General features: G+C 56.6%; 14 protein-coding genes. 8 read left to right on the forward strand and 6 right to left on the reverse strand.

Going from position 1 to position 14,214, the window contains the following annotated elements:
* Positions 1 to 154 precede the first annotated feature (154 nt).
* Positions 155 to 1,348: an enoyl-ACP reductase FabV gene (gene fabV, locus ACP7E3_RS23965; RefSeq protein WP_046384297.1), complete on the reverse strand. Its 1,194-nt coding sequence runs from the start codon at positions 1,346 to 1,348 to the stop codon at positions 155 to 157.
* A 320-nt stretch (positions 1,349 to 1,668) separates the two neighbouring features.
* Between fabV and ACP7E3_RS23970 the strand changes: the two genes are divergently transcribed.
* The 4 genes from ACP7E3_RS23970 (at position 1,669) to ACP7E3_RS23985 (ending at position 4,831) form a co-directional block, all read left to right on the forward strand.
* Positions 1,669 to 2,493, forward strand: coding sequence for an aspartyl/asparaginyl beta-hydroxylase domain-containing protein (locus tag ACP7E3_RS23970; RefSeq protein ID WP_046384298.1), 825 nt, complete (start codon positions 1,669 to 1,671; stop codon positions 2,491 to 2,493).
* A gap of 149 nt (positions 2,494 to 2,642) precedes the next feature.
* Entirely contained in the window at positions 2,643 to 4,016 is a 1,374-nt protein-coding gene (ppnN, locus tag ACP7E3_RS23975) for a nucleotide 5'-monophosphate nucleosidase PpnN (protein ID WP_046490470.1), read from the forward strand.
* A gap of 165 nt (positions 4,017 to 4,181) precedes the next feature.
* The gene (locus tag ACP7E3_RS23980) at positions 4,182 to 4,439 is read left to right on the forward strand and encodes an AbrB/MazE/SpoVT family DNA-binding domain-containing protein (protein WP_026140263.1); all 258 of its coding nucleotides are present in this window, start codon (positions 4,182 to 4,184) and stop codon (positions 4,437 to 4,439) included.
* The gene (locus ACP7E3_RS23985) at positions 4,436 to 4,831 is read left to right on the forward strand and encodes a PIN domain-containing protein (protein WP_017848878.1); all 396 of its coding nucleotides are present in this window, start codon (positions 4,436 to 4,438) and stop codon (positions 4,829 to 4,831) included. Before ACP7E3_RS23980 ends, ACP7E3_RS23985 begins: the two co-directional genes overlap by 4 nt.
* A 7-nt stretch (positions 4,832 to 4,838) precedes the next feature.
* On the opposite strand, the gene ACP7E3_RS23990 is transcribed toward ACP7E3_RS23985, so the two are convergent.
* Both ACP7E3_RS23990 and ACP7E3_RS23995 read right to left on the reverse strand, forming a co-directional pair.
* Positions 4,839 to 5,168, reverse strand: a complete 330-nt coding sequence (locus ACP7E3_RS23990; protein WP_046490468.1) for a YXWGXW repeat-containing protein — start codon at positions 5,166 to 5,168, stop codon at positions 4,839 to 4,841.
* A gap of 176 nt (positions 5,169 to 5,344) precedes the next feature.
* Positions 5,345 to 6,241, reverse strand: coding sequence for a LysR family transcriptional regulator (locus ACP7E3_RS23995; RefSeq protein WP_169863919.1), 897 nt, complete (start codon positions 6,239 to 6,241; stop codon positions 5,345 to 5,347).
* 99 nt (positions 6,242 to 6,340) lie between these two features.
* Here ACP7E3_RS23995 and ACP7E3_RS24000 point away from each other — a divergent pair, with 99 nt between their 5' ends.
* Positions 6,341 to 7,012 (forward strand): NADPH-dependent F420 reductase, encoded by a 672-nt coding sequence (locus ACP7E3_RS24000; RefSeq protein ID WP_046384302.1) that lies wholly within the window; start codon positions 6,341 to 6,343, stop codon positions 7,010 to 7,012.
* Between the two features lie 84 nt (positions 7,013 to 7,096).
* On the opposite strand, the gene mqo is transcribed toward ACP7E3_RS24000, so the two are convergent.
* The 3 genes from mqo to ACP7E3_RS24015 all read right to left on the reverse strand — a co-directional run bounded on the left by mqo (position 7,097) and on the right by ACP7E3_RS24015 (position 9,976).
* Complete coding sequence (mqo, locus tag ACP7E3_RS24005; RefSeq protein ID WP_046384303.1) at positions 7,097 to 8,743, reverse strand: malate dehydrogenase (quinone); 1,647 nt, start codon at positions 8,741 to 8,743, stop codon at positions 7,097 to 7,099.
* 506 nt (positions 8,744 to 9,249) lie between these two features.
* Positions 9,250 to 9,471 (reverse strand): hypothetical protein, encoded by a 222-nt coding sequence (locus ACP7E3_RS24010; protein WP_057003769.1) that lies wholly within the window; start codon positions 9,469 to 9,471, stop codon positions 9,250 to 9,252.
* Positions 9,472 to 9,610: 139 nt separating this feature from the next.
* Entirely contained in the window at positions 9,611 to 9,976 is a 366-nt protein-coding gene (locus ACP7E3_RS24015; protein ID WP_057003770.1) for a DUF6124 family protein, read from the reverse strand.
* A gap of 538 nt (positions 9,977 to 10,514) precedes the next feature.
* Between ACP7E3_RS24015 and ACP7E3_RS24020 the strand changes: the two genes are divergently transcribed.
* The 3 genes from ACP7E3_RS24020 (at position 10,515) to ACP7E3_RS24030 (ending at position 14,067) form a co-directional block, all read left to right on the forward strand.
* The gene (locus ACP7E3_RS24020) at positions 10,515 to 10,736 is read left to right on the forward strand and encodes a hypothetical protein (protein WP_426124589.1); all 222 of its coding nucleotides are present in this window, start codon (positions 10,515 to 10,517) and stop codon (positions 10,734 to 10,736) included.
* Between the two features lie 82 nt (positions 10,737 to 10,818).
* Positions 10,819 to 12,219, forward strand: a complete 1,401-nt coding sequence (locus tag ACP7E3_RS24025) for a hypothetical protein (RefSeq protein WP_426124591.1) — start codon at positions 10,819 to 10,821, stop codon at positions 12,217 to 12,219.
* 1,005 nt (positions 12,220 to 13,224) lie between these two features.
* Positions 13,225 to 14,067 (forward strand): phage antirepressor N-terminal domain-containing protein, encoded by an 843-nt coding sequence (locus ACP7E3_RS24030; protein WP_426124593.1) that lies wholly within the window; start codon positions 13,225 to 13,227, stop codon positions 14,065 to 14,067.
* Positions 14,068 to 14,214: the final 147 nt, after the last annotated feature.

Consider the following 14,214-nt stretch of genomic DNA (forward strand, 5'->3'; position numbering starts at 1 on the left):
TGATAGCGGATGGAGTCTGGCAGATCGCGATGGCTTTACACACAACGAATGTGGGAGCGGGCTTGCTCGCGATGGCGGTTTGTCAGTGCCGGAGGTTTCGGCTGACCCACTGCAATCGCGGGCAAGCCCGCTCCCACATGTTTTTCGAGCGTGTTTAGGCTTGGACCAGACCGTTGATCTTTACGGTCGGATTCACGTCAGCCTCGTAGTCCACGCCGTCGATCTCAAAGCCGAACAAACGCAGGAACTCAGCCTTGTAGCCGGCAAAATCGCTGATCTCGTTGACGTTGTCGTCGGTGACCTGATTCCACAGCGCAGCCACGGCGTCCTGGACTTTCGGTTGCAGCTCGGCCAGGTCGGCACGCAGGCGGCCGTCGGCGTCGAGCTTCGGCTCGCGGCCGTACAGGCTGTCCTTGAACAGGCCATAGACCTGCTCGATGCAACCTTCGTGAGTGCCCTGCTCTTTCATCACTTTGAACAGCAACGACAGGTACAGCGGCATGATCGGGATCGCCGAGCTGGCCTGGGTGACCACAGCCTTGAGCACCGACACGCGGGCGTCGCCCTTCAGTGCGGCCAGGTTGTCGCGCAGGGTCAGGACTTTCTTGTCCAGGTCCTTCTTGGCTTCGCCGATGGAGCCGTTCCAGTAGATATCCTGGGTCAGCTTCTCGCCGAGGTAGGTGAACGCCGTGGTCTTGGCGCCTTCAGCCAGCACGTCCGCTTCACGCAGGGCGTCGATCCACAGCTGCCAGTCTTCGCCGCCCATGACTTTCACGGTGCCGTCGATTTCTTCCTGGGTGGCCGGCTCAAGGGTGGTGTCGACGACAACGCCCTTGTCGGTGTTGATCCCGCGCAGGGTCACGGCCTTGCCGATCGGCTTGAGCGTGGAGTTGTGCACCACGCCCTGCGGGTCGGTGCGGCGTGGCGCGGCCAGGCTGTAGACCACCAGGTCGATCTTGCCCAGGTCTTTCTTGATGGTCTCGATGGTCAGGCGCTTGATCTCGTCAGAGAACGCGTCGCCGTTGATGCTCTTGGCGTACAGGCCTTTTTCGACGGCAAACTTCTCGAACGCGGCGCTGTTGTACCAGCCGGCGGAGCTCAGCTTGCCTTCTTCGCCTTCTTTCTCAAAAAACACGCCCAGGGTATCGGCGCCGCAGCCAAACGCAGCACTGATGCGCGCGGCCAGGCCGTAACCGGTGGAAGCACCGAGGACCAGCACCTTTTTCGGGCCGCCTTCGATGACGCCGTGTTGGGTGACGTAGTCGATCTGTTCCTTGACGTTCGCTTCACAGCCAACAGGGTGAGCGGTCACACAGATAAAGCCACGAACCCGCGGTTTGATGATCATAAAATTTCTGCCTCTTCCAAGGTGCCGAAGGCCAATGGTGGCCATTCAACGTAATCGTACCGGTCTATGACGTCCAAAAAACCGAAGCGTCACGATAGTCGCAAATCTTCTGTTTACAAAATCCAATCCAAAACTCGCCGCGCAAGCCGCGCCGCGGGTTAAAAACTGTGTCCGTTCTTCACAATTTCGTAATATTTAAAACGCCCATCGACCTGAGAACGTCTTATCATGACGAGGTTGTTTCGATATGTTTCGCAACCCCACCACTCGCAGCCACGCATCTGGACCTGTCGAATGGAGTCCAGCTGGAGCTGAGTTTCATGAGTAAATCTGCGTTACGCAAAAAAGCCGTGTCGTTCGCCTGGGCATTCGGCGTCCTGCTGATTATCTACCTCTTTCCCCTGACCACCGTGGTGTTCCTCGGCCTCGTGCTGGTCTGCGGTATCTATGATTTCCTGCGTAACGGCCTGTATGACCGCGACACCTTCAAGAAATATTTCATCGGCAGCGGCCGCAATACCTGGCTGCTGGCACCGTTCAACACCCTGTTCGACCTGCTGAGCAGCCGCAACCGCCACGTCTACACGATGCGCGACCTGCCGCCCGCCTGGCGTGAAGACCTGCAACAGGTGATCGACGACGCCATGGCCCACAAGGATGAAATCATCGGCTACCTGGACGAACGCATGGCCGAGAAGAAACGCGGCATGCTGTTTTTCCAATGGTACGGCCGGCCGATCGAAACCACCCTGGACATCCCGGAACTGCGCAAGAAATTGCCGTTCGTGAAGACCATCGGCGTGTCGGTGTTCAACGAAAACCGTTCGACCTCCTTCCACTTCGGCCCCCTGCGCATGATGTTCCGGGTGCTCTATAACATGGCGCCGGCGCCTCACCATGAGGGCGTGTACATCCAGGTGGGCAAACACAAGCATTACTGGCACGACGACCCACTGTTTATCTTCGATGACACGCTGATGCATGCGTCCTTCAACAAGAACGATGCCAAGCGCTACTGCCTGTTCATTGATATCGTGCGGCCGACCGCGTTGCCCGCCGTCCTCAATGCCGTGATCACAGGGTTTGCCGGCCTGGTGTTCACGCTGCGTCGGGTTTTCTACAAAAACTGGAAGCTGATCCAGTAGGTTCTGCGGCATGATGGGGCTGGACAGTATTTGCGTAGCGCCTGCGGGCCAGCGAAAATAGCCGTCTCGTGCGACCGTATCCGGCGCCCATTCTTCTCAAGCCATCGCCCCCATGACGGGCGCGGTGGCTGTGCTTTCAAGGAATCAGAATGCCCCAACGTCAAGTCATCAATGCCTCCGTCAGCCCCAAGGGCAGCCTCGAAACACTCTCCCAGCGTGAAGTCCAGCAACTGAGCGAAGCCGGCTCCGGCAGCATCTATACCCTGTTCCGCCAGTGCGCCCTGGCCATCCTCAACACCGGCGCGCACATCGACAACGCCAAGACCATCCTCGACGCCTATAAAGACTTTGAAGTGCGTATCCACCAGCAGGATCGCGGCGTGCGCCTGGAACTGCTGAACGCCCCGGCCGACGCCTTCGTCGATGGCGAAATGATCGCCAGTACCCGCGAAATGCTGTTCAGCGCCCTGCGCGACATCGTCTACACCGAGAACGAACTGGACAGCCAGCGCATCGACCTGAGCAACTCCCAGGGCATCACCGACTACGTGTTCCACCTGTTGCGCAACGCACGCACGCTGCGCCCGGGTGTCGAGCCGAAGATCGTGGTGTGCTGGGGCGGGCACTCGATCAACACCGAAGAATACAAATACACCAAGAAAGTCGGCCACGAACTGGGCCTGCGCAGCCTCGACGTCTGCACCGGTTGCGGCCCCGGCGTGATGAAAGGGCCAATGAAGGGCGCGACCATTTCCCACGCCAAGCAACGCATCAACGGCGGGCGCTACCTGGGCCTGACCGAGCCGGGCATCATCGCTGCGGAAGCACCGAACCCGATCGTCAATGAGCTGGTGATCCTGCCGGACATCGAGAAGCGCCTGGAAGCCTTCGTGCGCGTCGGCCACGGCATCATCATCTTCCCGGGCGGCGCCGGCACGGCGGAAGAGTTCCTCTACCTGCTGGGCATCCTGATGCACCCGGACAACCGCGGCCTGCCGTTCCCGGTCATCCTCACCGGGCCAAAGCACGCCGCACCGTACCTGCAACAGTTGCACGCATTCGTCGGCGCCACCCTCGGCGAGGCCGCGCAGGCGCACTACCAGATCATCATCGACGATCCGGCCGAAGTGGCCCGCCAGATGACCGCCGGGCTCAAGGCCGTCAAGCAGTTCCGCCGCGAGCGTAACGATGCGTTCCACTTCAACTGGCTGTTGAAGATCGACGAAGGCTTCCAGCGCCCGTTCGACCCGACCCACGAAAACATGGCCAGCCTGCAACTGAGCCACGCGCTGCCGCCCCATGAACTGGCGGCCAACCTGCGTCGCGCGTTCTCGGGGATTGTGGCGGGCAACGTCAAGGACAAGGGCATTCGCCTGATCGAGCAGAACGGCCCTTACCAGATCCATGGCGACCCGGCCATCATGAAGCCGCTGGATGAACTGCTGCAGGCGTTCGTCGCCCAGCACCGCATGAAGTTGCCGGGTGGCGCGGCATATGTGCCGTGCTACCGCGTGGTGCAATAAGTCAGCACACATGCTGTAGCGCTTTAACCTTGTGTTCAGGCTTGTCGGCGGGAGACGTCGGGCTATCGTTTTTACGAAGCCCGACTGACCCACACCGAGGAGCGACCTATGGACCAACGGATCTTGTTCTCCCAGACGCCTTACCCTAAGGTAAGGAGCATCACGATGGAGACCTTCAATATGGCGACCGCCACGCTGACTTCAAAAGGACAAATCACCATCCCCGTCCAGGTCAGGACAGCCCTGGGCCTGGAAACGGGAGACCGGGTTGAATTCGTCGAAATGGAAGACGGCAAATTTTCCATTATTGCCGCGAGCAAAACCGTTCATGACCTCAAGGGGCTGATCCGCAAGCCTGCCCAGGCCATTTCCATCGAGGACATGAACCGCGCGATTGCGGCACAGGGAGCGAAAGCCCGATGATCGGCCTGGATACCAATGTGCTGGTGCGCTATGTCACCCAGGATGATCCGGTCCAATCCGCCAAGGCATCCGAGCTGATCGAATCCCTCACCACCCTGTCGCCAGGCTTTGTCAGCCTGGTGTCGGTGGTGGAGTTGGTATGGGTGCTACAAAGTTGCTACCAGTCAGCCAAGAGCGATGTGGTGGCGGTGCTGGAAACGCTGCTGCGAACCCGTGAATTGATCGTCGAGCATGCCGAGATCATCTGGCAGGCGCTCCGGCGGTTTTCGGCGAACAAAGCCGATTTCGCCGACTGTTTGATAGCGCGCTGCGCCCACGCAGCCGGCTGCGAGTACACCGCCACCTTTGACCTCGATGCAGCCAAGAGCGCGGGCATGAAGCGACTGGCCTGAGCGGGGTTCAGCGAACCCAGCCACCATGCTGCCAGTGGTAACCGTCATTTCGTTGCACCCAATGCGGATGCACATAACGGTAGCCCTCGCGCACCGGCTCCCAATGGCCGTGTACCGCCACATAACGTCCACCGTCCCAACGCCAGTACCCGCGTGACCATACATAACCTTCACGCACCGCCGGCTCGACTTCGATCACTTGCATCGGCGGCGGTTGTGGCGCGACCACTTCCACATACTCACGTTCTACCGGTCGACGCTCATGCACGACACGCTCTTGCACACACCCGGACGCCGCGACGACCATGGCCGCCAATGCTGCATAACGTAGCAACATACAAACCCCTCGGGCGCTAACGCCCCACACCTACCTCAGTAAAAAATCCCCCCTTGTTCCAGCCGCGCTCCTGCAAGGCCTGGGTACTTTTTAACAGGTGGTGTCTGTCGGGTTGCTGAACCTGCCGACAGTGCATCCCGAGGAACAGACGGAAGGCCGAGTCGCGATTTGAACGCTCAAGCCGGGCCAAAGCGCTCCAGCACAGCCTCGACAAAACGCCGCAACTTGGCGGTACGCTGGCGGTTGGCGGTGTAGACCAAATGCATGGGCCGGCTCGGCGCGTCAAAGTCCGGCAGCACTCGCACCAACTCGCCCCTGGCCAGGGCCGGGCGCAGAAAATCTTCCGGGCCGAGCACAATGCCAAACCCATCCAGCGCGGCCGACATCAAGGCCCTGCTTTCGTTGATCTGCAAACGGCTGGCAACCTGCACGGTGTGCGGGACCGAGCCCTGGTAGAACACCCATTCGCGATCTGCCGGGCGTGACCAGAAGGCGTAGCCCAGGCATTCATGCTGTTGAAGGTCCGCCGGCCACAGCGGTGTGCCTCGTGCCGCCAGGTAGGCCGGCGCCGCGCAGACCACCAGGCGATACGGCGCCAGGGGCCTGGCGGTCAGCCCCGTGATCGCCGGGGGGCCAATGCGGAAGGCGGCTTCGTAGCCTTCCTCCACCAGGTCGACAAAACGATCGGTGAGGTGCAGGTCGATGTTCACATCGGGGTTGTCACGCAAAAACGCGGTCACCAAGGGCATCAGGCTGTAGGAGCCGAAGGTCACCGGGGCGGTGATTTTCAGCGTGCCGCGTGGGGTGTCATTCATGATCTGCGCCAGGGAATCGGCGGCCTCAGCCTCCGTCAGAATATGCTTGCAACGCTCGTAGTAAGCGCTACCCAACTCCGTCAGGCTTTGTCGGCGCGTGGTGCGATTGAGCAAGCGCGCACCCAGGCGCTGCTCCAGCGCTGTGACATGCTTGGCCACCATCTGCGCCGACATATTCAAACGCTCGGCGGCTCGCGCATACGAGCCCAACTCGGCGGCGACCACAAAGGCATTCATGCTCGAAAGACGGTCCATCATTCCCAACTCCCAGTAACGACACCCACGCCAATACGCTCGTTTATCACCCTGTGATTGTTAATCATCATAACCGCTCCCCTACTTTGCAGGAGCAAGGCCATGAAGATTGGCGTGATTGGAGCAGGTTTCATCGGACGCGCGGTGGCCCAACTGGCGCTGGCGGCCGGTCACGAAGTGATGTTGAGCAACTCCCGCGGCCCGCAGTCCATGAGCAGCGTACTCAGCGGCATCTGGGGCGTTAAAGTGGGCAGCGCGCAAGACGCAGCCAGATTTGGCGACGTGGTCCTCGTGGCGATCCCCCTGGAACATTACCGCAGCGTGCCCGCGCAGTGGCTGGAAGGCAAAACAGTGATGGACGCCAACAATTACTACCCCGAGCGCGACGGGCATATCCCTGAATTGGACCGTTTTGAAACCACCACCAGCCGGCTGCTCGCCGAGCATTTGCCGCATTCCCATGTGGTGAAAGTATTCAACGCAATCTTTGCACCGGACCTGACGCGGGACGCCCGCCCTCACGGCGCACCCGACCGCCGCGCACTGCCGGTGGCGGCGGATGACGCCGCGGCGAAAGCGCAAGTGATCGAGTTACTCGACGAACTCGGTTTCGACGCCGTGGATGCCGGTGGGCTGGATGAAAGCTGGCGCTTCGAGCGGGCCAAACCGGCCTATTGCGTTGTGCTGGACCGAGCCGGCTTGACGGCGGCGCTGGCGGCAGCCGAACGAACGGTTGAACTGCCTGCGGTGGAGCGCACCCACCCCCGCGCATAAACACGCGCCCACAAAAAGCCCGCTGAGCGTCATCGGCTCAGCGGGCTTTTTTTGACCGATCGGCCCCAGTCTCAGGGCCTGGTCTTACAGCGCCAGATCAGACGCCGGTTTGCTCGGCTCAGCCGCAGGCTTGGCAGCCTCGGTGGCCTTGGGAGCGGTCATCTGCGGAATCGCTGGTGGTGGAGTCAGTTGCAGGATACCGGCGGTGTAGGCCCATTCCTTGGCAACAGCCTCAGGACTGTCGTTCAGCTTGGTGCCGTAGCTTGGCACGATCTGATGCAGTTTTTCCTGCCAGGCCGGAGTCGCGACCTTGTCCTTGAACACTTTCTGCAGCACGGTCAGCATGATCGGAGCCGCGGTCGACGCGCCTGGCGATGCACCCAACAGGCCGGCGATGGTGTTGTCGGCGGAGCTGACCACTTCGGTGCCGAGTTTCAGCACGCCGCCCTGCTCTTCGTCACGCTTGATGATCTGCACACGCTGGCCGGCTTGCCACAGGCGCCAGTCGGACTGCTTGGCGTTCGGGAAGTACTCTTGCAGTGCCTTGAAGCGGTCGTCATCCGACAGCATCAGTTGCCCGGCGAGGTACTCGACCAGCGGGTATTCGCGAATACCGACTTTGGTCATCGGCCAGATGTTGTGGGTGGTGGTGCTGGTCAGCAGGTCCAGGTACGAGCCTTCTTTCAGGAACTTGGTCGAGAAGGTCGCGAACGGGCCAAACAGAATCACGCGCTTGCCATCCAGCACGCGGGTGTCCAGGTGCGGCACCGACATCGGCGGCGCGCCCACCGAAGCTTTACCGTAGGCCTTGGCCAGGTGCTGCTCGGCGATGGTTGGGTTATCGGTCACCAAGAACGAACCACCCACCGGGAAGCCCGCGTATTCCTTGGCTTCAGGAATGCCCGACTTTTGCAGCAGGTGCAGGGCACCGCCGCCGGCACCGATGAACACGAACTTGGCGTCGGTTTCGGTCTTGCTGCCATCTTTCAGGTTTTTGTAGCTGACACGCCACGAACCGTCGGCGTTCTTGGTGATGTCCTGCACTTCGCTCGACAGTTTCAGGTCGAACTTAGGCGTGGTTTGCAGGTGAGCGACGAACTGGCGGGTGATCTCGCCGAAGTTCATGTCCGTACCCAGCGGGCTCCAGGTGGCCGCGATTTTCTGGTTCGGGTCACGCCCTTCCATCATCAGCGGAACCCACTTGGCGATCTGCGCCGGGTCTTCGGAATACTGCATGCCAGCGAACAGCGGGCTCGCTTGCAAGGCTTCGTAACGCTTTTTCAGGAACTTGATGTTGTCATCGCCCCACACAAAGCTCATGTGCGGAGTGGAGTTGATGAACGAACGCGGGTTCTTCAGCACGCCCTGCTGGACCTGCCAGGACCAGAACTGGCGGGAGATCTGGAACGCTTCGTTGATTTCGACCGCTTTCGGGATCTCAACGTTGCCGTTCTTGTCTTCCGGGGTGTAGTTCAGCTCGGCGAGGGCCGAGTGACCGGTACCGGCGTTGTTCCAGCCGTTGGAGCTTTCTTCGGCGACGCCGTCGAGGCGCTCGACCATTTCCATCGACCAGCCCGGCTCCAGCTCGTTGAGCCAGACACCCAGGGTCGCACTCATGATGCCGCCGCCGATCAGCAGCACATCGACTTTCTTTGCCTCTTCCGCATGAACGGACGTGATCCCCATCGACAAAGCCAGCCCCAGCAGGGCCGTGTTTACTTTCTTAAACATCAGTAGCACCTATGATAAAACGCCATCCGCCCCACTGCCCCTGAGCCCGGGCAACCCTCGATCACGCGGCGTCAGGCAACGCAGCGCCGGGTTTGCACATTCACTCAAAGACCGCAGGGTGGGCACACAAGGCCGACGTATCGACCTCACTTTTATGTCCCTTCTGCGCTGACTTCTTATCATTATTGGCTTCAGCTACCTGGGCGACAGCCAGCCGCCGGGACGTATACGGGTGTACGTTCCGGAGAAAGACTAGACCAAGATGGCGCGCAGAATATCACGCCAACCGGCGATCATGCGCTGTTTGGCTAATTGACAGCTCTAAAATAGGCGTTTTGGCAAGGCTGATCGGGGTGAGTGTCAAGCCTGACAGACGCGACGTGAAGTCACAGGCATGGCTATTTGATAGCGTGCAGCCTCACGCGTCGGAGCCCCTCATGTGGGAGGGGGCTTGCTCCCGATAGCGGCGGTTCAATCAACACATCCCTGACTGCCCCACTGCCCCATCAGTCATCATGCAACAACCCAGAACCATACTCACCATAACTACTACCCAGCCCACTGCCGCCAAAATTCATCTTGGCGGCCTTGTTGGGGCTGTGGTCACCAAACGCCTGGCATCCCCCTGCAAAACAAGGGTCGCGACTCACGCCCGACGAATCCGACGAACAAGCGCTCAACAGCAACGCGCCGGCGATCATCACGACTTTGACAAGGTTCGAGATCATTTTTTCAGTTCCCTGTGGGTTCGGGGGTTTCCCATAGAGATGATCGTAGGCCTCAACGGCACAGGAAATGATGAAACTTCGCCAGAAGACAGAATGGGTTCAGGTTGCCGCCTTGGGCTAAGGCGGCAGAGGTCGATTGTCAGGCTGTAGCCGGGCTGATGACACGAGCGACTTGGTCATGGGCCCGGTCAACGAGTAGCGCGCTCAAGTCGATCAGTTGCTGAATGCCCAAGACAATGGAGCGCTGGGACTCGTCGAGGTTGAAAGCCACGGTAGCGGCCATTTCGCTGGCGGACGCGAGGTTTTCGGAAGCGTTGGCCAGGAGGGTTTCGGTGTCTATGTCGGGGCTGACGAGGAATAGGTTGTGGGTTGGGTGTTCGTCAGGCGCATTGTCGGTGGATTGAGGCAAGTCACGAGCAATGGCACGTTGAGCTGTGGCGTGAAGCTTGGTATCGACGGGCGAAGGGTCGCGATCAATAGAGCGACTGGGCGTGTTGCTGTGCATGGGCGAAGCTCCAAATAGTGACGGGAGTTAAAACGCCTTTAGCGATACGGACTTCCACCTCCGGCCGCTGGATTGGCAGCGACTTGAGGAGGTTAGCGGCGGGAGGTTTGAGGAGCAAGTCGAGAAGAATGCGGGATATTTCACCGACATTCCTGGCATATTCCACACATTGCAACGCCCCCGCTCGAAGTGGTGAAGAGCACGGTATACACCTCCCCGACACCTAAGAAACATCCCCGATAAACTGCGCCATTCGCCTCGTTGACTCAGATTGCCAATGTCCCTACAGACAGGTCCACTTTCCCGCCGTTTATCTGTCGCGCCGATGATGGATTGGACAAACTGCTCCGATAACCCCTACAGATAAAGGCCTTCGGAACAGCTTTAATCCTCTCGTACCAATTTCGTACCATCCTTTCTCAGCGATTCGACACCTAGCTTCCTTCGCGACGTAGCAAAAATTTAGCGCGCAGCTTATGGTGCCTGTTGTGGGCACTGTCACTACTGGGCTTTTGCTTTATTGAACGGACTCGACGCCATGAGAAACGAATACTCACTCTCTGATGTACTGGAAAGGCTTTACAACAACCAGCTAGCGCTGGAAGCAGCCGTGATGGAGCTGACGCTACGAGTTGAGCACGAGGGTTGCACGGATGCCGGAGACAACGTCCGTGGAGCGCTAGAAGCGATCGGGGAAAATGCTGGCTTTATAAAACAGGGTCTAGCTCGATTGCGGAGTGGGAAATCTGGGATTTCGTAATTAGCTTTTAAAATTTAGATAAAGATAAATTAATAGATATCAATCACCATTGCACTCCGACCCTGACATAAAAGGATGTTAAATGTTCATCAAACACATCACAAGCTATGGAAATGCCTGGCAAACGCTTAATAGCGATTACCCAGAAATTATATCTGATATAGAGCATGCAATTTCAACGCTAGCACTTGCAATCACCAATGAGCCGAACGAGACAAGAGCTAAAAACAACGATCCTTTCTACCACAGCCCCCGCGTCGCGTTAGAGACCAATTTTAGCGAACGCTTGGAGGAAAGGAGATGGACAGCGTTATCCACAAGAGATTCTAAAATCGCCAATAGTCCAATATCCCTCAGAGGCATTGGGCACGTAAAGTCTGGTATCGCCGTTCGCCTTCATCGCCATCGCGAAGTGTTCAACCGATGGCTATATACAATTGCCCCTATCGCCTCTAAAAACAATATAATTACTATTCCAATCGCAGTTATGGCCGCCACTTATAGTGATGCATCGTTGAACGGAGGAGCGATAGTAGCGCTCTCATCAGAGAGAATCACGGATGAATTAAAGGCACTGGAACCACTTTCCTACAACTCCCCATTTTTGATCATCGGAATTAGTTTAAAGGAGCACCCAATTACATTGATGGAGCTGGACTCCAATACGTATACATCATCAAAAGATGTAATAATTAACAGATCACTGGAATTCCCACCTGAATACCACCAAGCAGGATTAGGCATATTAAATTACTTCGGCACCGTACTCCGCGATAAATACCCTAACACCAAAGCCAGGGTCAGAATTGAGCAGGAAGGGCTATGCGTCAGACTTATAATAGAATCTGAAAACGGTGACAAAGAGATAATTGAAAAAGCGCTGGAGGAATATGAATCAGTAGTTCGTGGAGATAAAACACCGGAAGATTTCTTAGACAACAAATTAAAAATCATAGAGCTTAAGCAGGAATTGAGGATCGCAGAAATACGAATCGACCATCAAAAAGATGTCATCCAGTTTCATCGAGAACAAGTACTATCACTGACTCAGCTAATCGGTCATTCTCTTAGCCAGCCCTCAGCGCCTATTACTATTGACATTAAACCAGCAATTTCCGTCAGTTCAATCATACATAACAACGTAGACATTCCTCTCTCTGAAATCTTTGACAACATATCTACCTTATCTGATTTGTCGGCTGCTGACCCACAAATGCAACTAAGACTGCTAGACCTTGAAGAGTCCCTGTCACTTCTGGAAAATAACAAAACCCCGGAAGAAACAAGAAACTCATCCGGTCTGAAAAAGCTAAAAACGTTCATAGATGAAGCATCTAAAGCCGGAACAGCCACAAACGATTTTTTTAATAAAATAGAAAGCGGGATCGAGTTAGCACAAAATATTGCCAGCAAATATAACAATTTAGCCGCATGGTGCGGAGCTCCTCAGATTCCGAAGTTTTTCCTAGGCAGCAGCAACTAACATTATCACCACTCAATTTCCAACAAGACAAAGGTAGCGTAACGCTACCTTTTCCTATCGTGCGCTTAAAACTTTGTATTGGACGGTTATTATAAGTTACCCAGACTGATAACGAGAGTTCGATTCCCTTCACACGCTCCACTTTTTCAAGGCTTTCAGAGGTGTAGAGGCAACGTTGCGTAGAGCTGGCGACAGCTGCTGGATTCTGAGAGTTTTTGCGCACCAACATGAGTGCGCAAAAACTGATGGACCTGTGCCAGCGCCCCGCCTTAGGCGCTTTAGGCTTTTCATGTTGACCCCTCGGAAAACGGTTAGGAAGGTTAGTTTTTTACTGACTGCCCTGAAAGCCTTGTGCTGTAGGGCTTTGCGACGATGACCGCAGGTTAGGAACTGGTTATCTGAGGGTTATTTCCTAACCTTTATAGATGTTAAAAACCCGATAAAAAAACACCTTATAAATCAGCATGTTATAAATTAATAACCTCAGACCTAACCATAACTAACCCCTCAGAGTTAGCTCTGAAACCCAGTGAATACGGGTGCTTCAGGCACTCTTGGGCTGCCATTTCAAAAACTAACCCTTTTCCCGAGCCACCTCTCAAAATCCATCCCACACTGCATTCCGGCATCCTCCCCAAAACAGCCCTGCCTTGCAGGGATTCGCAGGCTTTTTCGCCCCTATCAATGCCAGAGTAAGCCCCGCTAGGCCTGCGCCGGAGCAATTGCAGGGAATGCAGAAAAAACGACACATTTAGCCCGCAGGCGAGGTGGGGGGACGACGGCGCGCGCCAAGACTGAACTAACCTGGCCGAGGCCGATTCGAACTAAAACAGTGCAATTCTGGAACCAAGAGCTAATCAGCGTGGATCGTGGGCATCCCTGGCGATGCCAGCCGTAGCTATAGCTGGGCAGGGAGATACGAGTTGGTGGGCAGAGAGAAGTTGTGAGTCGCCAATGGACGCCGCTACTATTGGGCATCCTCGATATTTGCAGGGAGCCTCCACCATGCAAACAGCACAGCAACTGATACCTGTCCCGTTCTACGAGGACACCGTTGTCCTGGTCGGTAAAGACAATGAGCCGCTCGTGGCGATGAAACCAATCGTCATCAACATGGGGCTTGACTGGAAAAGCCAACACGCGAAAGTTACGGAGAAGTACAGTTCAACTGTGGTGGAAATCACCATAGTTGCCGAGGATGGAAAAATGCGGGAGATGACCTGCCTCCCCCTTCGCAAGCTCCCGTCTTGGCTGTATTCAATCAGCCCAAACAAGGTGAAGAGTGAACTGCGTGACAAGATCATCCGTTACCAGGAAGAGTGCGACGATGCCTTATGGGACTACTGGAGCAAGAGGAGCAACACTCATCACACTGCATCGCCCAACACTAATCAGCAGATAGCCCTCTCCCGGCATCGCATCGCGCGCCTCAAAGAACTGCACCGCACCCGCAACCGCGTGATACGCGCCACCATTCAGGAAGAGATCACCCTACTTTCAGCAAAACTGGGCTTCAGCGTCCCTGACTTGAACAACATAGGCATCGCGGAGCCATTGGAGGCAGATCTTCTTGCCGACTTCTGGGCCGCACTGAGGGATTTGGATGGCAAGGGAGTGCGGTACAACCACGCAATAAAATCAACACTGCTTGCGTTTCGCCTTGAAGAGCTTGCGAAGCATTTCGAAGCACATGGCATCAACGTCAACCTGGATGCTGCCCTGACCAAGGCGATGAAGAGCAGTTCAGCTCCGCGTTATATAAACCATAATCACGCGGTCCACAGCGCCATCGAGCGCAACACAGTAAAATGCTGGGTGTTTGAAGCTCTTCCCGATATCGAAAGCTAATTCGAGTAGTCTGGGCATGGGCCAAATTCAGGGACTGAGCTTCGTTGAGTTTCTTACAGGAATGCAGAAAAAACGGCCTATTTAGACCACAGGAGAGGCGGGGGGGGGCTACGGCGCGCGCAAGATGATCGAAGCCAAATAAAAGCC

It is taken from the genome of Pseudomonas sp. PSPC2-3 (assembly GCF_049898265.1).
GTDB lineage: Bacteria > Pseudomonadota > Gammaproteobacteria > Pseudomonadales > Pseudomonadaceae > Aquipseudomonas > Aquipseudomonas veronii.

Coding starts and splice junctions, on each gene's coding strand:
- ACP7E3_RS23990 (WP_046490468.1), bottom strand. CDS start 5,168: ATGTTGCTACGTTATGCAGCATTGGCGGCCATGGTCGTCGCGGCGTCC.
- ACP7E3_RS24015 (WP_057003770.1), bottom strand. CDS start 9,976: ATGCACAGCAACACGCCCAGTCGCTCTATTGATCGCGACCCTTCGCCC.
- ACP7E3_RS24025 (WP_426124591.1), top strand. CDS start 10,819: ATGTTCATCAAACACATCACAAGCTATGGAAATGCCTGGCAAACGCTT.
- ACP7E3_RS24010 (WP_057003769.1), bottom strand. CDS start 9,471: ATGATCTCGAACCTTGTCAAAGTCGTGATGATCGCCGGCGCGTTGCTG.
- ACP7E3_RS23985 (WP_017848878.1), top strand. CDS start 4,436: ATGATCGGCCTGGATACCAATGTGCTGGTGCGCTATGTCACCCAGGAT.
- mqo (WP_046384303.1), bottom strand. CDS start 8,743: ATGTTTAAGAAAGTAAACACGGCCCTGCTGGGGCTGGCTTTGTCGATG.
- ACP7E3_RS24020 (WP_426124589.1), top strand. CDS start 10,515: ATGAGAAACGAATACTCACTCTCTGATGTACTGGAAAGGCTTTACAAC.
- ACP7E3_RS23980 (WP_026140263.1), top strand. CDS start 4,182: ATGGAGACCTTCAATATGGCGACCGCCACGCTGACTTCAAAAGGACAA.
- ACP7E3_RS24000 (WP_046384302.1), top strand. CDS start 6,341: ATGAAGATTGGCGTGATTGGAGCAGGTTTCATCGGACGCGCGGTGGCC.
- ppnN (WP_046490470.1), top strand. CDS start 2,643: ATGCCCCAACGTCAAGTCATCAATGCCTCCGTCAGCCCCAAGGGCAGC.
- ACP7E3_RS23970 (WP_046384298.1), top strand. CDS start 1,669: ATGAGTAAATCTGCGTTACGCAAAAAAGCCGTGTCGTTCGCCTGGGCA.
- ACP7E3_RS24030 (WP_426124593.1), top strand. CDS start 13,225: ATGCAAACAGCACAGCAACTGATACCTGTCCCGTTCTACGAGGACACC.
- fabV (WP_046384297.1), bottom strand. CDS start 1,348: ATGATCATCAAACCGCGGGTTCGTGGCTTTATCTGTGTGACCGCTCAC.
- ACP7E3_RS23995 (WP_169863919.1), bottom strand. CDS start 6,241: ATGATGGACCGTCTTTCGAGCATGAATGCCTTTGTGGTCGCCGCCGAG.